This is a genomic window from Enterococcus sp. AZ170, assembly GCF_050545135.1.
GTDB classification, from domain to species: Bacteria; Bacillota; Bacilli; order Lactobacillales; family Enterococcaceae; genus Enterococcus_L; species Enterococcus_L ureilyticus.
On record NZ_CP172947.1, the window covers coordinates 212,891 to 234,149 of the forward strand.

16 protein-coding genes are annotated in these 21,259 nt (G+C 37.9%); 13 read left to right on the forward strand and 3 right to left on the reverse strand.

Going from position 1 to position 21,259, the window contains the following annotated elements:
- Positions 1-124 precede the first annotated feature (124 nt).
- Together plsX and acpP are read left to right on the forward strand one after the other, a co-directional pair.
- Entirely contained in the window at positions 125-1,123 is a 999-nt protein-coding gene (plsX, locus tag IGJ55_RS01035) for a phosphate acyltransferase PlsX (RefSeq protein WP_069639167.1), read from the forward strand.
- 143 nt (positions 1,124-1,266) lie between these two features.
- The gene (acpP, locus tag IGJ55_RS01040; RefSeq protein ID WP_069639168.1) at positions 1,267-1,506 is read left to right on the forward strand and encodes an acyl carrier protein; all 240 of its coding nucleotides are present in this window, start codon (positions 1,267-1,269) and stop codon (positions 1,504-1,506) included.
- A 307-nt stretch (positions 1,507-1,813) separates the two neighbouring features.
- On the opposite strand, the gene IGJ55_RS01045 is transcribed toward acpP, so the two are convergent.
- Entirely contained in the window at positions 1,814-3,118 is a 1,305-nt protein-coding gene (locus IGJ55_RS01045; RefSeq protein ID WP_430607124.1) for an ISL3 family transposase, read from the reverse strand.
- Between the two features lie 351 nt (positions 3,119-3,469).
- On the opposite strand from IGJ55_RS01045, the gene IGJ55_RS01050 reads away from it, so the two are divergent.
- From IGJ55_RS01050 to ftsY, 10 genes are all read left to right on the forward strand, one after another.
- Positions 3,470-4,477, forward strand: coding sequence for an ABC transporter ATP-binding protein (locus IGJ55_RS01050; RefSeq protein WP_430607127.1), 1,008 nt, complete (start codon positions 3,470-3,472; stop codon positions 4,475-4,477).
- Positions 4,477-5,454: an ATP-binding cassette domain-containing protein gene (locus IGJ55_RS01055; protein WP_430607129.1), complete on the forward strand. Its 978-nt coding sequence runs from the start codon at positions 4,477-4,479 to the stop codon at positions 5,452-5,454. Before IGJ55_RS01050 ends, IGJ55_RS01055 begins: the two co-directional genes overlap by 1 nt.
- Entirely contained in the window at positions 5,421-6,383 is a 963-nt protein-coding gene (opp4B, locus tag IGJ55_RS01060) for an oligopeptide ABC transporter permease (RefSeq protein ID WP_069639171.1), read from the forward strand. The genes IGJ55_RS01055 and opp4B overlap by 34 nt, the downstream gene beginning before the upstream one ends.
- Before the next feature lie 37 nt (positions 6,384-6,420).
- A complete protein-coding gene (locus IGJ55_RS01065) occupies positions 6,421-7,323 on the forward strand; it encodes an ABC transporter permease (protein ID WP_069639230.1) in 903 nt (300 codons plus the stop codon).
- 24 nt (positions 7,324-7,347) lie between these two features.
- Positions 7,348-9,114: an oligopeptide ABC transporter substrate-binding protein gene (locus IGJ55_RS01070; protein WP_069639172.1), complete on the forward strand. Its 1,767-nt coding sequence runs from the start codon at positions 7,348-7,350 to the stop codon at positions 9,112-9,114.
- Between the two features lie 198 nt (positions 9,115-9,312).
- On the forward strand, positions 9,313-9,720 hold the full coding sequence (ndk, locus tag IGJ55_RS01075; protein ID WP_430607131.1) for a nucleoside-diphosphate kinase: 408 nt from the start codon (positions 9,313-9,315) through the stop codon (positions 9,718-9,720).
- A 245-nt stretch (positions 9,721-9,965) separates the two neighbouring features.
- Positions 9,966-10,658 carry a ribonuclease III gene (rnc, locus tag IGJ55_RS01080; protein ID WP_069639174.1) on the forward strand — a complete coding sequence of 231 codons (693 nt, stop codon included), beginning with the start codon at positions 9,966-9,968 and terminating at the stop codon, positions 10,656-10,658.
- Between the two features lie 23 nt (positions 10,659-10,681).
- Positions 10,682-14,260 (forward strand): chromosome segregation protein SMC, encoded by a 3,579-nt coding sequence (smc, locus tag IGJ55_RS01085; RefSeq protein WP_430607134.1) that lies wholly within the window; start codon positions 10,682-10,684, stop codon positions 14,258-14,260.
- Between the two features lie 27 nt (positions 14,261-14,287).
- Positions 14,288-15,115 (forward strand): Cof-type HAD-IIB family hydrolase, encoded by an 828-nt coding sequence (locus IGJ55_RS01090; RefSeq protein ID WP_069639176.1) that lies wholly within the window; start codon positions 14,288-14,290, stop codon positions 15,113-15,115.
- The gene (gene ftsY / locus IGJ55_RS01095; protein WP_429951214.1) at positions 15,116-16,351 is read left to right on the forward strand and encodes a signal recognition particle-docking protein FtsY; all 1,236 of its coding nucleotides are present in this window, start codon (positions 15,116-15,118) and stop codon (positions 16,349-16,351) included.
- A gap of 805 nt (positions 16,352-17,156) precedes the next feature.
- Here the strand turns inward: ftsY and IGJ55_RS01100 are convergent.
- Together IGJ55_RS01100 and IGJ55_RS01105 are read right to left on the reverse strand one after the other, a co-directional pair.
- The gene (locus IGJ55_RS01100) at positions 17,157-18,035 is read right to left on the reverse strand and encodes a YitT family protein (RefSeq protein ID WP_430607137.1); all 879 of its coding nucleotides are present in this window, start codon (positions 18,033-18,035) and stop codon (positions 17,157-17,159) included.
- A 198-nt stretch (positions 18,036-18,233) separates the two neighbouring features.
- Positions 18,234-18,728, reverse strand: coding sequence for a cysteine hydrolase family protein (locus tag IGJ55_RS01105; protein WP_207120202.1), 495 nt, complete (start codon positions 18,726-18,728; stop codon positions 18,234-18,236).
- 226 nt (positions 18,729-18,954) lie between these two features.
- On the opposite strand from IGJ55_RS01105, the gene gshAB reads away from it, so the two are divergent.
- Positions 18,955-21,228 carry a bifunctional glutamate--cysteine ligase/glutathione synthetase gene (gene gshAB / locus IGJ55_RS01110; RefSeq protein WP_430607139.1) on the forward strand — a complete coding sequence of 758 codons (2,274 nt, stop codon included), beginning with the start codon at positions 18,955-18,957 and terminating at the stop codon, positions 21,226-21,228.
- Positions 21,229-21,259 lie beyond the last annotated feature (31 nt).

The window sequence follows — 21,259 nt, forward strand, 5'->3', positions numbered from 1 at the left end:
TCTGTCTATGAAACAAAAGAGCGTTTCCTAGTCAGAGTCCTAATTTTCATGAGAGCTAAACGCTTCGTTCCGCTTTTCGATATGTTATACTATTTATTGTAATTTACCTAGGAGGGACTATTTTATGAAGATTGCAGTTGATGCAATGGGTGGCGATCATGCACCGCAGGCGATTATTGAAGGTGTGATGCTAGCCAAGCAGGATTTTCCTGAGATTGAGTTTTTACTTTATGGAAAAGAAGATGAAATTAAAAAGTATGTAACCGATGAAACGAATATTACGATTATTCATACAGATGAGAAAATCAATAGTGACGATGAGCCGGTTAAGGCGATTCGTCGTAAGAAAACCGCTTCGATGGTTCTAGCTGCTCAAGCGGTTAAGAATGGTGAGGCGGACGCGATTTTTTCTGCTGGGAATACTGGAGCATTATTAGCAGCAGGTTTGTTTATCGTGGGACGAATCAAGAATGTTGAGCGTCCTGGTTTGATGTCTACTTTGCCAGTTATCGGTCAACCAGATGGCGGCTTTGACATGTTGGATTTAGGTGCGAATGCTGATAATAAACCGGAACATCTTGTTCAGTATGCTGTGTTAGGTTCTTTTTATGCTGAAAAAGTGAGAAATATCGCGACACCTCGTGTTGCTCTTTTGAACAATGGTTCTGAAGAAACGAAGGGGAGCGAATTAACGAAAAAAGCATTTGAGTTGCTATCAGAAGAAGACAGTATCAATTTTATTGGAAACGTAGAAGCGCGTGATTTATTAAGTGGCGCTGCTGATGTTGTTGTGACCGACGGCTTTACAGGCAATGCCGTGCTAAAATCGATCGAAGGAACAGCGCTAAATATGATGGGACTCTTAAAGTCCTCGATTCTTGCAGAAGGATTTAAAGGCAAAATGGGCGCCTTACTTTTAAAAAATGCCTTACGTGGTATGAAAGATGAGATGGACTATTCTAAGCACGGTGGAGCCGTTTTATTTGGGTTGAAAGCGCCTGTTATCAAAACACACGGATCAACAGGACCAGAAGCTGTTCGCTATACTATTCGTCAAATTCAGACAATGTTAAAAACCGAAGTTGTACCCCAGCTTGTCAGCTATTATGAAACAAAAGAATAACCATTTTCGCAACCTGTTTGCAACCGTATTGTAATGTTTTTGCAAAAAAAGATGGACAAATCGATTATTTGTGAGTACAATGTATCATAGCGTTTAACTCAATCGTGAGGAACGCTTTTCAAAAGCAGTGGAGGTGAATACAGTTGAGTCGTGAAGAAGTACTTGAAAAAGTAGCGAAGATTATCTCAAACCACTTTGATATTGAAGCTGAGAAAGTGACAGATCAATTAAACATTAAAGATGACTTGAATGCAGATTCGATTAGTGTAATGGAATTTGTTTTAGAACTTGAAGACGAGTTTGGTACAGAAATTTCTGATGAAGATGCAGAACAAATTGAAACAGTTGGTGCTGCTGTAGATTATATTATGAATCACTTATAATTTAAAAAATGCAAAATGAGGTTGTGCCAAAGGTTGAGTAGGTTATTTTCAAAAACTCGACTTTTTTCACATTATCACAAAAGAGGCTGGGACAGAAGTGTTTAACTCCGAGAAATAAGAGGGATTTTACGAAAATTGCTCTTCAAATTTTTGTGGATTTCAACTTATTTCCGAAGGAGTTGCTTTTGCTCCCGCCGTTTATTCGGATTCTTTGAGTCTGAGATATAACGGCTCTTTGTCAACTAATGTTGGTGAAGAAAATCTAAAGAATTAAATCGATTAATATGATTCCTAGAGGAAATTTCCTCTAGGTTTTTCTATTTTCTTGAAAAAGAATAGTGCCAAAACATAAAGAAATTCTCAACTTAAAATTGTAAAAATTACGAAACCCATAAGCATTTCTCTTCAACACTTTAATAGGGTTGTTTAAACATTCCAATGGTCCATTAGAATAAGGCAATTCTAGCGCATTTTTAATTTCATTTTTGTACTTCTTAAAAGTACCAATAGTCGTTTGATAATAGGTAGGAAGACGACAAAAATCTTCGTCTAATAGTGCACAAAACCGAGCAAAATCTCTTGTCTGTACGGCATAAAGAAAGTCCTGATAACAGGTGTAGCCACTTTTCAATTCGTCATCATACGCAAGTAAACGATCCACGACTTCTGTTTCAGTTAAATAGGTGCGGAAGGAAGAACGCCAAAGGCGTTTTTCAAAATCAAGCTTCGACTGATTTTTTTGAAGAAGTTTCCAGTATTTCTTCAAGTGTCGATATTTTTTTGCTTCTGTATTTCCCTGATGAAGAAATGTATTCATTCTCTGAATACGGTGCTTTAAAAAGGTTCGGCTGATGAGTTGGACAATATGAAAGCGATCAAGAATAATCTGAGCCGTCGGAAATAACTTTTTAACGAGAGAAAAATAAGGAGCATACATATCGCAAACAATATACTTAACCGTTTTACGAACAGCCAAAGGAAAATGTGAAAAATACCGCTCTAGAAAAGGGAGCTGACGATTTTCAACGACATCAATTAACTGCTTTGTTTGACCATCCATCATGATAAAACTCATAGAAGCGGTGACTTGCTTAACTGATTTAAATTCATCAAAACAAAGGACTTCAGGTAAAGTGAGTCGGTTGATTTTTTTAGGTTCATAAAATCGTTTTAGGACACGATAAACAGAAGAGACAGAGACCTTCTTTTGACGCGCAATCTCACTCATAGAAGTGGTTTTTCTGAGTCTATCGGCAATGGATAGCTTCACTTTAGTTGAAATCGAACAATGTTTTTCAACAAGACTCGTTTTAGCAACGAACGATCGATTACAGGAGTAACAGAAGAAACGGCGTTTCTTCAAGCGTAAATACGTTTGATACTCCGAAACATCATTCAGTAAAATCAGACAAGTTGTAAAGCCCCAACGTATAATGGCGGCATTCTCTTTCGATTCACAATGAGGACAAACATGAGCAGCATAATCGAGCGTACCTGAGAAGACCTGACAGATTCTACCTTTGATTCGTTCTTTTTTTAAGCCATTTTCATTAAAAGTAATGTTTAAGTCTAGAATATCTAAGGTTTCTTTGATAAGATTGGTGTAGGACATCTTGATTTCCTCCTTTTTGAATGGTTTTAGACGACTTAATTCTAAAGGATATCAGGGTGTCTTTTCTATTATTTTGCATTAAAAAGATGCCGGTGATTTCTCACCAACATCAGAAAGTATAGAGCCGATATAACTCGTAGAGTTATGTCTCAGACTTTTTTTGTGTGTTTCGAAATAAATATACTTTTACCAAAATGTTGCATTTTTTGTAAATCTTATATACAATTGCATAAAAAAGATTACAATAAGGTTGTTGAAGCGTTTTTTATGTAATGGATTAGCAATTTTATTCTATGATAAATAGTTTTTAGTATGACGAACTGTAAAGTCGATAATAAGGGGTGGATTAATGTGAGTGATGGCAGTCAATTATTGGATATTCAACATCTTCACACTGGATTTAGAATCAAAGATGAGTATTATGATGCAGTAGATGATGTGTCATTTGAGCTAGAAAATAATGAAATTTTCGCAATCGTTGGTGAATCGGGTTGTGGCAAAAGCACATTAGCAACAACGATTATGGGATTACATGATGCAAACTATAGTCGTGTAACTGGGGAAATATTCTATAAAGAGCTAAACTTAACTACGTTTAACGAAGAGCTATACAACAAAATACGTGGGAATGACATTGGTATGATTTTTCAAGATCCATTGTCAGCACTCAATCCTTTAATGCGGATTGATGATCAAATCAAGGAAAGCTTAACCTATCATACTGATATGAATGCAGAACAAATGCAAGTAAGGGTAATGGAGTTGTTGCAGCAAGTTGGCATTCCAAATCCAGAACGAGTGGGCAGACAGTATCCTCATGAGTTGTCTGGAGGAATGCGTCAACGTGTCATTATCGCGATAGCAATTGCCTGTAAACCTGCTATCATCATTGCCGATGAACCCACAACGGCACTAGATGTAACGATTCAAGCACAAATTTTGGATTTACTTAAGGATCTACAAGAAGAAACGGGTTCAGGAATTATTTTGATTACTCATGATTTAGGTGTGGTAGCAGAAATGGCAGATAAGGTAGCGGTGATGTATGCGGGACAATTTGTTGAGGTTGCGACAGCTGAAGAATTATTCAGCAATCCTAAACATCCATACACACGTTCTTTACTACAATCAATTCCGCAAGAAAATTCAGATGATAGTCAATTACATGTGATCGAAGGCGTAGTCCCTTCATTGAGTAAATTACCAAGAGAAGGGTGTCGTTTTGCGCCAAGAATTCCTTGGATTCCAGAGGATGCTCATGAAGCAGAACCAACTTTGCATGAAGTGTCAGAGGGCCATTTTGTCCGCTGTACCTGTTATCAGCATTTCCATTTTAGAGACGATCAGGAGGAAGTATAATGGCAGAAATTATTCAAATCAAAGACTTGAAAGTTCATTATCCGATCCGTAGTGGTTTCTTTAACAGAGTGACTGATCATGTATTAGCCGTTGATGGAGTTGATTTTATCATTGAAAAAGGCAAAACATATGGTTTAGTCGGTGAATCAGGTTCTGGTAAATCCACTACTGGAAAAGCAATCATTGGCTTAGAGAAAGTAACGAGCGGTAGCATTTCCTATCAAGACAAGGACGTGACAAAAGCGCACAATCGAAAAGCGTTGCACTATAACAAAGACGTGCAGATGATTTTTCAAGATTCTATGTCTAGTTTAAATCCTAAAAAAAGAGTATTGGATATTATCGCAGAACCAATTCGCAATTTTGAACGTTTAAGTATTCAAGAGGAGAAGAATAAGGTTCAGGGGCTTTTAGATATCGTAGGAATGCCGGAAGATGCGTTGTACAAATATCCGCATGAGTTTTCTGGAGGTCAGCGTCAACGTTTAGGTGTTGCTCGAGCAGTCGCAACGAATCCTAAATTGATCATTGCGGATGAACCCGTGTCAGCTTTAGACCTATCTGTCCAAGCACAAGTATTGAATTTTATGAAAAATATTCAGGAAGAGTATGGATTGAGTTATTTGTTTATCTCCCATGACCTCGGAGTTGTCAAACATATGTGTGATAATATCGCGATTATGTACAAAGGTCGTTTTGTAGAAATCGGTTCCCGAAAAGATATTTACACGAACCCTCAGCATATATATACAAAACGATTACTGTCAGCTATTCCTAAAATCGATGTGGCTCATCGAGAAGAACATAAAGCGGAGCGGCGCCGAATTGAACAAGAGTATCATGCGTATCAAGAAGAGTATTATGATCAAAATGGTCGTGTCTATGATTTACATAAAATCAGTGAGACACATCAAGTGGCATTAAAAGACGGAGGTGCAAGCGAATGTGGAAAACGATTTTGCGACGAATCCTGTTGATGATTCCTCAAGTGCTGATTTTGAGCGTATTGATTTTTATTTTAGCCAAAATGATGCCAGGAGACCCTTTTTCAGGGTTGATTCAACCGGGAACAGATCCTGCCCAAATTGAAATGTTGCGGGAGAAAGCTGGATTATATGATCCTTGGTATACACAATATTTTCGTTGGTTAGTCAATGCTCTGCAAGGTGATTTTGGTGCCAGCTATCAATATAAAATTCCAGTAGCAAATTTAATTAGTGAACGGGCGATGAATACGATTTGGCTATCGCTGTTGACAGTTATTTTGACCTATGCGATTGCGTTGCCTTTAGGTGTATTATCAGGAAGATATCAAAATTCTAAATTTGATAAAGCGGTCGTGGTGTATAACTTTTTTAGTTTTGCCGTCCCTAGTTTTGTTTTTGCTTTAATTATTCTTTTCTTTTTCGGTTATCGACTAGGTTGGTTTCCAACACTAGGTTCCGTATCACCTGATGTTGAACCGGGAACGATTGCTTACTTATGGAGTCGTGCATACCACTTGATTTTACCGGCGATTACATCTGCATTATTGGCAACGGCGGTTACGATTCAATACTTAAGAAGTGAAGTGATTGACTTAAAATCGAGTGATTTTGTAAGGACAGCGCGAGCAAAAGGAGTGCCAACGAAAAAGATTTTTACACGACATATTTTTAGGAACGCATCTTTGCCGATTGCTTCGATGGCTGGCTATGAAATTACTGGTTTACTGGGTGGGTCAGTTGTGATTGAACGTATTTTTGGTTTTCCAGGAATGGGAAATTTATTTATCACTTCAATCACACAAAGAGATTATAGTGTAGTGACCGCTCTTATTTTAATTTATGGACTAGCAACCTTATTTGGGACACTTATTTCCGATATTATCATGAGCGCTATAGACCCTAGGATCAGAGTACAGTGAATGGAGAGGTGATTACATTATGATGAACAACGAGTCGATGGAAGAAATTGGCGAATCACAGGAATATACCGAAATCAGTACACCACCAATGGGGTTAAAGATGATTGCTAGGGAGTTTAAAAAAGATAAGCTAGCTCTGCTTTCACTAGTGATTTTATTGCTGATCATAGCTGTTACCTTTATAGGTGCGTTGATTATTGACCAAAACAACGTCATGACAATCGACATATTTGAAAAATATTCTCCGCCAGGAGGCAAGTTCTTTTTAGGTGCGGATGAAGGTGGTAGAGATGTTTTTGGGCAACTAATTATAGGTGCGAGAAACTCCATTGTTATTGGATTTGCGATTACGATCATTACTTCCGTTATTGGTGTTGGTATAGGGATATTAGCGGGTTATTATGGCGGAAAAGTAGATAATTTTATTATGCGCATCGTTGATTTTACGATGATCTTGCCAATGATGATGATTATTATTGTTTTTGTCACGATTATTCCTAAGTATAATGTTTGGTCATTTATTTTGATCATGAGTCTATTTTACTGGGTAGCAAAAGCAAGATTATTCAGAAGCAAAACATTATCAGAAGGACGTCGAGATTATGTAAATGCGTCCAAAACAATGGGGACGAGTAATATTAAAATCATGTTTCGAGAAATTATGCCTAATCTAAGCTCATTGATCATCACCAATTTGACAATGAATTTTGCTGGTAATATCGGTATTGAAACGACCTTAACGTTCTTAGGTTTTGGACTGCCTGCCAATGTGCCAAGCTTAGGGACATTGATCAGCTTTGCCAGTAGCGGCGATGTGTTAGTCAATAAACAATGGGTTTGGTTACCTGCGTCACTACTGATTTTAGTGCTGATGCTAAGTATAAATTATGTCGGACAAGCTTTCAAACGTACGGCAGATGCAAAACAACGATTAGGGTAAACAAAAAAATGAGGAGGATATTTTATGAAAAAGAAAATGGTCAGTGGTGTGATGTTGTTAATGTCTGTAACATTAGGACTAGCAGCCTGTGGAGGCGGCAAAAAGGAAGAGAGTACATCGTCTAATGAGGATGCAACAAAATTTGCACGAGCAGTAAAAAATGAAGAGAAAGCAATTGATGGAGGAACGCTAAAAGTAGCAATTGCAGCAGATACACAATTTCCAGGAGTATTTGATGCTAACTTTTCTTCAAATGCATTGGATACAAAAATCATGTCAGGTGCTTATGAGTCACTAATTAAATATGATGATGAGGGCAAATTGATTGATGGTGGTCCTGCGGATCTTGAAATTGACGTAGATGGTAAAAAAGCTATCATCAAGTTGCGTGAGGATTTAAAATGGAGCGATGGCAAAGCAGTCACAACAGAGGATGTTATTTTCCCATACGAAATCATAGGGCATAAAGACTATCCTGGTGTCCGCTATGGTAGTAAATTTGAATCAATTGTCGGAATGAAAGAATACCATGAAGGAAAAGCAGAAACGATTTCTGGTATCAAAGCAATCGATGATCGTTCAGTAGAAATATCCTATATTGAAATGAATCCTGCAATCAAGTTGGCTGGTGGCGTCATTTGGGGTACGGCGACACCTAAACGTCTTTTTGAAGGAATTGCTGTTAAGGATATGGAAACCAGTGATCCGGTTCGGAAAAATCCTGTAACTTTGGGTGCGTTTAAGTTAGATAAGTTTGTCAATGGAGAGTCAGCAACGTTCGTAGCAAATGAACATTATTATGGCGGCAAGCCAAAACTAGCTAAAATTGTTAAAACAATTGTCCCAACCGCAAGTGTTGTAGAGAGTATGAAGGCAAAGGAATATGATACTTTTGTGGATATGCCTGCGGATAGTTATGATACGTATAAGGATTTAGAAGGATACCAAATATTAGGTGATGTGGATAATTCTTATACGTATCTAGGGTTTAAAATGGGGAAATGGAATGCTGAACAAGAGGGAGTAGCCTATGATGAAAAGTCAAAAATGGCAAACAAAAACTTACGTCAAGCAATGGGCTATGCCATTAATACAGAAGCAATTGCCGATAAATTTTATCATGGTTTGAGAAGCACGAGTAATTCATTGATCATTCCATTTTTCAAGAGTGTCCATAATCCTGACCAAAAAGGTTACTCGTATGATCATAAAAAAGCGAAGAAATTGTTAGAAGATGCAGGCTACAAAGATACGGATGATGATGGTATCCGTGAAGATCCAAATGGGGACAAGTTAGTCATTAACTTTGCTTGCCGTAAGAATGAAGAAATCTCTCAAGCATTAGCAGACTACATGATTCAAGAGTGGGAAAAAATTGGCTTGAAAGTTGAATTATCTGGTGGTCGATTGATGGACAGTCAAGCATTTTACAAAAAATTACAAGAAGATGATCCAGAAATCGATGTTTACAACGCAGCTTGGGTAACAGGTTTAGATCCAGCACCAACAGGCTTGTATGGTCGAAACTCCGAATTCAACTATACTCGTTTTGCTTCAGAAGAAAATGATAAGTTATTAAAAGCGCTTGAATCAGAAAAAACATTCGACGATAAAGAACGTAAAAAAGCTTTTTACGCGTGGCAAGAGTATGCCAAAGAGGAGGCTTTTGCGATTCCAACGACAAATTATTATGTTATCCAACCAGTAAACAATCGTGTGAAAAATTATCTATTAAGTAATAAAGAGATGGATTGGTCTAAAGTGGAACTAACAGCAGATAAACCTAAATAAAGAATAGTATTAGAAAGAGGAGACTGAGACTAAGGTAGCTCGTGGCGAGCTGTCCCAGTCTCTCTTTTTTAAGTAGTCTATCAAAAAGGACAATGCCCAACTTTTTTTTGTCACTTATACACTAGACAGACTATGGTAAGCATGGTAACCTTCTTTTTAAGCGCTTACAAAAAAGTGGGGATTAAGGAGAGAAATCAAATGGAGCAAACATTAATCATCATCAAGCCAGACGGAGTTACTCGTAAATTAGTTGGAGAAATCATTCAGCGATTTGAAAAGAAGCAATTAAACATTCGTCGATTAAAAATAGCAAAAATGTCTCGAGAATTAGCGGAAGAACATTATGCGCATGTGAAGAAATTTGATTTTTTTGAAGACATGTTGGCCTATATGACCTCATCAGAAGTCGTTTACCTCGTTTTAGAAGGAACAAGTGTCATTAAAACTGTTCGAAAAATGATTGGCGCAACGAATTGCTTAGAAGCGGAACCTGGGACGATTCGTGGAGATTATGGTGCGAATAGTTATCAAAATATTATCCATGCCTCAGATTCATCAGAAGCAGCTGCAATTGAGATTAAACGATTTTTTACTGAAACAGATTAAACGAAAAGCGTATCGAGATTTTAAACGATCTTGAACGCTTTTTGTCTTTTGAATCAGAACGAATGCTCGAATCTTTAGAGTTTATTATAAAAAGTCTCATTCTACAAGCCGAAATCATTAGTAAAACTTGCAAATACGTTGAAACAGGCAGTCATTTTAAGTCAATTCCGCCCTAACCATTTAAAAATCCCGTAAAAAAAAGTATAATGGAGAAGGTTGTAAATAAACTTAAAGGAATGTAGCAAATGGACAATCAGTTAACTACCGAATTAAAAGAACGTTACGGCATTGTATTCCATGATGTCAACCTATTAGAACAAGCTTTTACCCATTCATCCTATGTGAATGAGCATCGATACTTAAAGCTATCTGACAATGAACGATTAGAATTTTTAGGAGATGCCGTTTTAGAATTATTGGTTTCTCAATATCTGTATAAACAATTCCCAGAAATGCCGGAAGGCAAGCTGACGAAGATGCGGGCGGCGATCGTTCGAGAAGATAGTTTATCCAAATTTGCGAAAGAATGTCATTTTGACCAATATATTCTCCTAGGAAAAGGAGAAGAAAATTCAGGCGGACGTACTAGACCAGCGTTACTGTGTGATTTATTCGAAGCATTTTTAGGTGCTTTATTCTTAGATCAAAAAGTGGATGCAGTCAAAAAATTCATTGCAGAAGTCATTTTTCCAAAAATCGATGCCGGTGCTTTTTCACATGAGATGGATCACAAAACACATTTACAAGAAGTATTACAACGACAAGGAGACGTCCATATTGACTATCGTTTAGTCAATGAAGAAGGCCCCGCTCATGATCGGATCTTTTTTGTAGAAGTCTTTGTTAACGAAAAAATGATTGGAACAGGTCAGGGGAAATCAAAGAAATTAGCAGAACAGGATGCCGCTGAACGAGCGCTGAAAAAGAATCCTGAGTAAGCTTGGAAGGAGCCGTTTTATTCGTGTATTTAAAACGAATTGAGATCGCGGGATTTAAATCCTTTGCGGATCGAACCGTAATAGAGTTTGAAAATGGCGTGACGGCTGTTGTCGGACCAAATGGCAGTGGAAAAAGTAATATCACCGAAGCGATTCGCTGGGTTTTAGGTGAGCAGTCAGCTAAAAGCCTTCGCGGAGGCAAGATGCCGGATATTATTTTTGCGGGCTCTGAAGGTCGTAAAGCGTTGAATATTGCCGAAGTAACGGTTGTCTTAGATAATAGTGATCATTTTTTACCGTTAGATTTTACTGAAATCAGCGTGACACGTCGCTATCGTCGAACAGGTGAAAGTGATTTTTATATCAATAAACAAGCTTGTCGCTTGAAAGATATCCACGATTTATTTATGGATTCTGGTTTGGGTAAAGAATCGTTTTCGATCATTTCTCAAGGGAAAGTCGAAGCGATTTTTAATAGTAAACCAGAAGACCGTCGCGGGATTTTTGAAGAAGCAGCAGGTGTGTTGAAATACAAACAACGAAAGAAAAAAGCAGAACAAAAACTGTTTGAAACAGAAGATAATTTAAGTCGTGTGCAAGATATCATCTATGAATTAGAAGATCAACTGACTCCTCTAGCTGCACAAAGCGAAGCAGCCAAGGAGTTTTTGAAGCTTAAAGAGAGCTTGACTGAAATCGATGTTAGCTTGACCGTCACAGAAATCGAAACAGCCAAAGAAGTCTGGGAGATAAAAGCGACCGAACTTGTAGCAATCGAAGAAAAATTGCAGGTGGCAAGCAAGAAAATACGTGATTCAGAAGATGAGCTATTCCAACTACGCGGTAAACGCAATAAATTAGATGAGCAGATCGAGACACAACAGCAGCAATTATTACAAATCACCGAAGCGTTAAAACAAACTGAAGGACAAAAAAACGTCTTAGTTGAACGTTCAAAACACACGATGCAAACAACTAGTGAATATCAGCAATCATTAACAGAGAATGCTGAGAAAATCACTCGATATCGTGAAGAAGTGCAAGACTTACAAGCAAAGGTCACTGAGAAAAAAGCGCAACGTGAATCATTAGTTGAAGCAATCAAATCCTCAGAACTAGAAGTTGAAAAATATAGTAAATCTTCTAAAGAATTATTAGAAGAACTACGTAGCCAATACGTTGAGGTCATGCAAGAACAAGCCAATACGAGCAATGACTTAAAGTACTTAGAGCGACAATATCAACAAGAAACAGCTAAAAATCAACAGTCTATTCAAAAGCATGAAGCACTAGAAAAACAAATGACGGATGCCTTAATCGAAAAAGAACAACTAGAAGCAAATGTCTTTGAATCAGAACAATCTTTAATAGAGCAAAGAAAACAATATACCCAATTCAAACAGCAACTAGATCAAAAACAAGGACAATTAGCGACCAAACAAAAGCAAATGTACCAAGCGATGAACCAAGTTCAACAAGCAAAAGCACGTCAAAAAAGCTTACAAGAAATCCAAGAAAACTACTCTGGCTTTTATCAAGGTGTTCGTTCAGTCTTAAAACACAAAGAACAATTGACTGGAATCGTCGGTGCAGTTGCGGAATTAATCGATGTTCCCAAAGAGTATACAGTAGCGATTGAGACAGCTTTAGGCGGAGCTGCACAACATGTAGTCGTGGAGACCGAAAAAGATGGTCGAGCAGGTATTACGTTCCTAAAACAACAACATAGCGGTCGGGCAACGTTCTTGCCATTGACGACGATCAAGCCCCGAAACGTGAGTAGTGCGGTGCGCGATCGTGTCAGTACTATTTCTGGATATTTAGGAGTCGCTAGCGAATTAGTTCATTTTTCATATGAAGTCAGCAATGTGATCCAAAACCTCTTAGGTGTAACCTTGTTAGCGGAAAGTTTAGAGAGCGCCAATCAACTAGCAAAAGCTGTGAATTATCAATATCGTGTTGTTTCTTTAGAGGGTGATGTCATGAACTCAGGTGGTTCGATGACGGGTGGTGCCAACAAGCGAGGCAACCAAGGCAGCTTATTTTCACAAACCCAAGAACTCCAAACATTGACTGAACAAATGGAGCGGGTCGAAAAACAATTGACGGTTACCGAAAAAGAAGTACAACAGCTGACAGAGGAAGTCAAAGAATTAAATGAAAAACTTGAGCAATTGCGTTCAACAGGTGAAACGAGCCGCTTGAAGCAACAAGAGCTGCAAAATAAATTAGCCAATCAAGAAGAAACGATCACTCGTTTAACGAAGGAACAACGCTTGTTTGAATTTGAAGCGCGAGAATTACATCAATTTTTAACTGAGTATCAAACAAGAAAAGCCGAATTAACAGAGCAACAGCAAGAGCTAAATCAAACGAAAAATCGTTTGGATCAGGAAATGAAACAAGTCGATCAAGAAGCCAGCCAAATGGAAACATTACGGGCAGAGGCGTTTGAACGGTTCAATCAAGTGCAAGCCGATCAAGCCGTTGTAACAGAACAACTAGCGCACCTAACCGAACAAGCGGCAGAAAAGCAAATCCAACTAGACGAATTTTTAGCTAGAGAGACTGCATTACGACAACAACTACAACAATTGAATGACAATTCAACCAATCATCAAGTGACGGAAGAAAGTTTAGCGGTTCAATTAGAACAATTAGCTGAGAAAAAAGAGCAACTCCAAACGAGTATTCAAGAAGCGAAAACTGCTCGTCAGCAATTACAAGCACAAGTCGACCAAATCGATGTCGGCTTAGCAGAAGAAAATAAACAGCAGCAACATTTATTAACAGAGCAAACAAAAATCGAAGTCGAAAAAAACCGTTCAGAAATCAAATTAGACAATTCGTTACAATATTTGCAAGAAGAGTACAGTTTGACCTTTGAGCGTGCAAGTGAGGACTACGAATTGACAATCGACAAAGAACAGGCAAAAATCGAAGTGAAACGCTTGAAACGTGATATCGAACGTTTAGGCCCCGTCAATCTTAACGCAATCGAACAGTATGAACAAGTCAATGAACGACATGAGTTTTTAGTGACGCAGCGTGATGACTTATTAGATGCCAAAGAGCAATTATTTGAAACGATGGGCGAAATGGATGAAGAAGTTAAAGCGCGGTTTAGTGAGGTTTTTGAAGCAATTAGAGCACAGTTTAACGTCGTATTTCCAAATATGTTTGGCGGCGGTCGGGCAGAATTGATTTTAACGAATCCAGAAGATTTATTGAATACTGGGGTCGAAATCGAAGCACAACCTCCAGGTAAAAAATTACAAAATCTAAGCTTACTTTCTGGAGGTGAGCGAGCATTAACGGCGATTGCCTTATTGTTCTCGATCATCCGTGTTAGACCAGTACCTTTTTGCGTCTTGGATGAAGTCGAAGCCGCTTTAGATGATGCGAACGTTTCTCGTTTTGGTCATTATTTGAGTGAGTTTGAAGATAATACACAATTTATTGTGGTGACACACCGTAAAGGGACTATGGAAGCCGCAGATGTGTTGTATGGAGTAACGATGCAGGAATCAGGTGTTTCGAAAATCGTTTCTGTTCGTTTGGAAGAAGTCAAAGAAGGCGGCGCAATCGTCGCTGAAAGCTAGTTGTATAGGATTGGAGGACAAGACAGGTTGATTAAATTGATCGCTATCGATTTAGATGGCACGTTATTAAATAGTAATAAGGAAATATCTGCAAGAAACAAAGAAGCCTTAGCGCAAGCAAAAGCTGCAGGTGTTAAAATCGTTATTTGTACAGGTCGACCATTAGCGGCAATCGGTATTTATTTGGACGATTTGAATTTGCGTGACAATGGGGACTACAGTATCACCTTCAATGGTGGTTTGGTTCAAAAAAATGATACAGGTGAAATCATCGAAAAAGCGTCTATGCCTGTAGAAAATATCCATGATTTGTTTGAGTTGGCTAAATCATTGAACGTACCATTGGATATTTTATCTGATGGGCTTGTATTGCAGTTGCCAACGACAAAGGATCATGAATCGTTGTATAGCCAGTTAAATAAATTACTGACATATGAGTCTTACGAATTAGCGCAATTGACCGCTGACAGAATCTATAATAAAGCTGTTATTGCAGTAGATCAAACGTATTTAGATGAGCAAATCAAAAAAATACCGCGTCCATTTTACGATCGGTATGAAATCATCAAAACGAGAAGTAATTTACTTGAATTTATGCCAAAAGGAATCACAAAAGCTTACGGTATTTCTCTATTAGCAAGAGATTTAGGTATTAAACAAGAAGAAATCATGACGCTCGGTGATGAAGAAAATGATTTACCAATGATCGAATATGCAGGTCTGGGGATCGCGATGGAAAATGCTGTTTCTCGAGTGAAAGATTTGGCAGACGTGATCACAGACACAAACGACAATGACGGTGTCGCACAAGCCGTTGAAAAATTTGTTTTAGAACCATTGAAAGGAGGGAATTAAATGGGATTTTTCGATAAAATAAAAAAAGCTTTCATGAACGAAAAAGAAACGCAGCCAGCTGAAATCGAAATAGATGAAACGCAGACAGAAGCTGAGGTAGAAGATAAAGTTTCAGAAACGCAACCAGTCGAACAAGAAATGACAGAACAAACACAAGAGGATTCTTTTGAAAATGAAGAAGAACCAAAAACCAATTTAGAAACGGAAAGTGATCCTTTGACCACGGTGACCCCTGTGATACATGCAGAAGAACGTGTTGATCCTGAAATTATGGAGGAACAAGCAGAAGAAATCATCGTACAAGAGAAATATGAAAAAGGGCTGGAGAAAACTCGCAAAACCTTTGGTGAACGTTTAAATGAATTATTTGCCAACTTCCGTTCAGTTGATGAAGACTTTTTTGAAGAATTAGAAGAAACGTTGATCGGTGCTGATGTTGGTTTTGATACAGCAATAAAAATTACAGAATCGCTCCGTCAAGAAGTAAAATTGCGTAATGTGAAGAAACCTGCTGCTGTGCAAAATACGATCATTGAAAAAATGGTTGATCTCTACGAAGCTGAAGGCATTGAAGAAAATAATGCGTTGAATATCCAAGAAAACGGATTGACTGTGATGTTATTTGTCGGTGTAAATGGTGTTGGTAAAACGACTAGTATCGGTAAACTTGCCCACGAATACAAACAAGATGGTAAAAAAGTCCTATTGGCAGCAGCTGATACCTTTCGAGCAGGGGCTATCGATCAATTAGTCGTCTGGGGTGAACGTGCTGGGGTAGAAGTTGTTCGAGGCAATGCTGGCGGTGATCCAGCAGCAGTTGTTTTTGATGCAGTAGAACGTGCCAAAGCGGAGAATGCAGATATCTTACTTGTTGATACAGCAGGACGTTTGCAAAATAAAGTCAATTTGATGAATGAACTTGAAAAAATCAAACGTATAATTCAGCGAGAACTACCAGATGCACCTCATGAAGTCCTGCTTGTAGTAGATGCCACAACTGGGCAAAACGCAATGTCACAAGCAAAACAATTTAAAGAAACAACGGATGTCACAGGCTTAGTACTAACAAAATTAGATGGTACAGCCAAAGGTGGAATCGTCCTGGCGATTCGTAATGAGTTGCATTTACCAGTGAAATTAGTCGGACTTGGGGAAGGTATTGATGATTTGGAAAGGTTTGATGCCAATGATTTTGCGATTGGTTTGTTCAAAGGATTACTAAAAGTCGAAGATTAAAGAAATAGAAAAAACTTTTGAGTGACTACAAAGTAGCCAGCCAAAAGTTTTTTTATTCGTTAAAATAACGTTGGCACTATGTTCGCTGTCCATTCAAATTGCTGAACTGCCGACAACTAAATTTCACCAAAAGTATAATATAATTTAAGTGAATGTAGTGAATAATGGGGAGAAATTTTTGATTTACTTTGTTTTTGGGGTGAGACACGCGTGGAGTATTTGATCGATAATGGTGAGGTGATAAGCTTGAATTGTGAGAATCAAGAGAGCTAATAAAGTAGTAATCAACGATTAAATAAACACACTAAGATCATTAGACAAACACAATGATCTTAGTATACTTATTTTTTTATAGTATAAAAATCTGATTGACTAGCAATATCTCCACCTAAAATGAGAATAATGCAGTAAGAGCAAAAAAGCGTATTTTAATATGTCGCCTATCCGCCAGTCCTGCGACTGAAAGGAGGTGTACCCATGCTTTTAGCATTTTTTTGCCCGCTTCTTGTAGGAATATTGAGCTCTGTATTTGAGTATTGGCTAAATACTAAAAAGAAGTAAAACAAAATATGGCGGCATTAGCCCACGAAAAACCCCTGAAGACTCACACTCTTCAGGGGTTTAGTGTACCACATGCTTTTTTTCTGCAAGTTAATTATAACATGAAAAATGAATTTCGTACATAATGGAATGGAAAAATTGGTCCTTTGGATTGCTAAGTGGCAAACTGTTTCATTCCGATTCTCTTGATCTAGCTACACAAAGCATTTTTCATGAGAGCTAAGGGCTTTATTTTACCGCTCTATCACAAATTATTCGTTTCAATCCCGTAATCCTCTGCGATTTTCTTCAAGCTAAACCCTCGACCAAAGACCTCACTCGCATTCATCGAAACAATAAAGGCTTCTTCATCGATTGCCATGATATTTTCTTTGATTTTAGCAAAGTCTTTTTCACTGATGACAGTCATCATCAACATACTTGGATTTTTTTGATAACCGCCTTCAATCGGTATCATCGTTAACCCTTTATCCATATCAACTAAGATTTTTTCTTTGATTTCTGCATATTTTGGTGAAATGATCAGAACATTCTTAGAACGAACAAAACCGACTTGGACCATATCCACCACACGTCCAATAAGGTATAAGCAAATCAGAGAGAAGAGAACTGTATCAGTATTGAAAACAAATAGGGCAGATAAAATCACGATACCGTCCACAAACAAAATCGACACGCCTAGGGAAATTTTAAAATATTTATTAACGATTTGAGAGATAATCGCCGTTCCGCCAGTTGACGCGTTTCCTCTAAATTCTAGTCCTAACCCAATCCCGGTTAAAAGACCACCAAAGATTGTTGCAAGAAAAATATTATGAGTAAGCACAGGTAAATGCGTTGTAATTCCCACAAAAAAAGGATAGATCAAACTACCATAAATTGTTTTGATCCCAACTTCCTTTCCAAGGAGCAAAAAGCAAAGCAGTAATAAGGGCAAGTTAATTGCATACAAAACTAACGCTGGATTGATCCCAAACAGATAATTGATTACTACACTAATTCCATTGGCACCACCAGCCACGATTTTATTTGGTAGTAAAATTGAATTGATCGATACTGCTAAAATAAAAGAACCAATTGTTACGTATAATGTATCTTGGATTTGTCTTTTCGTAAATTTCATGTAAAACCTTCCTCCATTTCCATAGAATACGGGATATTTCCTCTTTGAATAGAAAATAAGAACGAAATTAATAAAACGCAACAAATATCCCCTAGTTATACTATCACGAATGACTAGAAGATATCATGAGATAATTTTAATTTTTTGTTTCCAGAATATGGTACTATTAGAGAGAGATAGAAAACAAGGGGTATTGAATCAAATAAACGTTAGAAAACGTTGGTCCCATAACTGTTCATGATGCCTAATAATTGTTTTAGCATCTAATAAATCATTATCCAGGGTAGTGCTTAGACCACGCTTCATGAAACATGTATAGCCTAAACCATGTGCCATACGGATTGTTGTGTCCACACAATATTCTGTTTGAGCACCGCAAAATTCAAGTTGGGTGATACTCAGTTGATCCAATAGTTCTTTTAATGGTGTGTGGAAAAAGGAATTTGCATGGGTTTTACCAATATAGAAGTCTTCGGCTCTAGCGTCTAGTTGGTCGAATAACTGCCAACTTTGACTATTGATCACCAAGTCTTCATCCTCGTGTTGGATAAAGATAATTGGTAACTGCTGTTTTCGGTACTCGCTGATTCGTTGGTTCACGCCAACTAAAACCTTATCACGCTGAAATAAGCCAGTGCCAAAACTTTCTAGTCCGATTTGAAGATCGATGATGATTAAGGCTTGATTCGTCATTAGATACCTCTCTGATTAAAATTATTTTTTCTTTTTAGTATACATGGAAGTCACGGATCTTAAAAGAATAGATAGTAGAGGATACAAAATAAATAAGGCTTATCTTTGTCCAAAGTAGTAAATTTATTTCCTTTTTGACAAAATTTAAGCTAAAATATTTTTTTTGCTTCTCTTTTTCTATATAATGATGAGTAATAGCATAATAACAGGGAAGAAAGGCGACAGTATGAAATTTAAAGAGTTGTTACAGCAAAAAAATGCACGCCCCTATATCATGGCAGCGCGCTTTGGATTAGAAAAAGAAAGTCAACGTACGACATTTGATGGTCAATTAGCAATGACAGACCACCCAACGGTTTTAGGGAATCGAACATATCATCCATATATTCAAACCGATTTTAGTGAAACGCAAATGGAATTGATCACACCTGTGGCAAATTCAATCCATGAAATGATGCGTTATCTCGCAGCAATTCATGATGTAGCGTTTCGTTCGATGAATAAACATGAGATGCTTTGGCCCCTAAGTATGCCGCCAAAATTACCACTAAAAGATGAAGAGATAAAAATCGCCAAACTCGAGCAGTATGATGGGATTTTGTATCGTCGTTATTTAGCAAGAGAATATGGGAAACGCAAGCAAATGGTCAGCGGAATTCATTTTAATTTTGAATACGATATCGAATTAGTTCAGCAGCTTTTTTCAGCGCAAACAGAGTATAAAACGATCGAAGAATTCAAAAATATTTTATATATGAAAGTCTCACGTAACTATTTACGTTACCGTTGGCTGATCACGTATCTATTTGGCGCTTCTCCTGTGAGTGAGCCGGGTTACTTTACTGAACGTGAAGAACGACCGAAAGAGCCGGTTAGAAGTTTACGTAACAGTGCATTTGGTTACAAAAATAATGAAAATGTCAAAGTATCTTATGAATCTTTACAACATTACATCAAAGATATTCATCGGATGGTTGAAAATGGCATATTATCAGAAGAAAAAGAATTTTATTCAGCGGTTCGATTACGCGGCGGCAAGCAAATGGCTGATCTACCTAAAACGGGTGTTCGTTACATTGAATTACGAAACTTAGATTTAAATCCGTTTGCCCCACTAGGTGTTGATGAAGAATCTCTAGAATTTATCCATCTGTTTATGTTGTATTTGTTGTGGACTGATGAAAAGGAAGCGCCCAATGATTGGGTAGCGACAGGAGATTTCTTGAATGAGCAAGTCGCTTTAGGTCATCCGTTTGCCCAAGTGAAATTATTGGCAGAAGGGGATCGGATTTTTGCTGAAATGGATGAAATGATCGAGTCTTTAGGATTATTTAGAGCTAAAAAATCATTAGAAGTTCATCGAGCACAGTTGCGAACACCTGATTTAACGATTGCCGGAAAGATGTGGACGATCATTGAAAGTAACTCCAATAATGAATTGGGGATTATTTTCGGGAAAGAATTTCAAGGGATGGCATTTGAACGCCCGTATCAATTGGCTGGCTTTAGAAACATGGAGCTATCTACGCAACTATTTTTATTTGATATCATTCAAAAGGGTGTCGAGGTTGAAATCCTTGATGAACCAGAACAATTTTTGAAACTCAAACATAATGAGCATATCGAATATGTCAAAAATGCTAATATGACCAGTAAAGATAATTATGTTGTCCCATTGATCATGGAGAATAAGACAGTGACGAAAAAAGTTTTAGCAGAAGCTGGCTTTACAGTTCCTGCTGGCGATGAATTTGATACGCTGGAAATGGCTGAACAGGCCTATGTAAAATATTCGGAAAAAGCATTTGTGATCAAACCAAAAACGACAAATTATGGTATAGGAATCACCATTTTCAAAGAGGGTGCTTCATTAGCTGATTATACTGAAGCCTTGCAGTTAGCGTTTAAAGAAGATTCAGCTGTCTTAATTGAAGAGTTCTTGCCAGGGACGGAATATCGATTCTTTGTTTTAGATGATCAAGTGCGGGCGATTATGTTGCGCGTACCAGCCAATGTGGTGGGAGATGGTATCCGCTCTGTGGAAGCATTGGTAGCCGAAAAAAATCTCGACCCATTGAGAGGAACCCATCACCGTTCACCATTAGAATTGATTCAGTTAGGTGACGTTGAGCGTTTGATGTTAAAAGAACAAAATTTATTAACAACATCTGTTCCAGAAAAAGATCAAATTGTGTATCTAAGAGAAAACTCTAATGTCAGCACGGGTGGCGATTCCATCGATGTGACAGATGATTTTGATGAAAGTTACAAGCAAATTGCCATTGAAGCAGTCCAAGCCTTAGGCGCCAAAATCTGTGGCATCGACTTGATCGTGCCGGATAAATCGATCAAGGGAACGAAGCATAGCCGAACATATGGCATCATAGAAGCAAACTTCAACCCAGCAATGCATATGCATGCTTATCCACATTCGGGTAAAGGTCGCCATTTAACGATGGATGTACTGAAAATGCTGTATCCAGAAGTATTTGAGAAATAAGTAAACCAAGCGAGGTCGAGATAAAACGGAT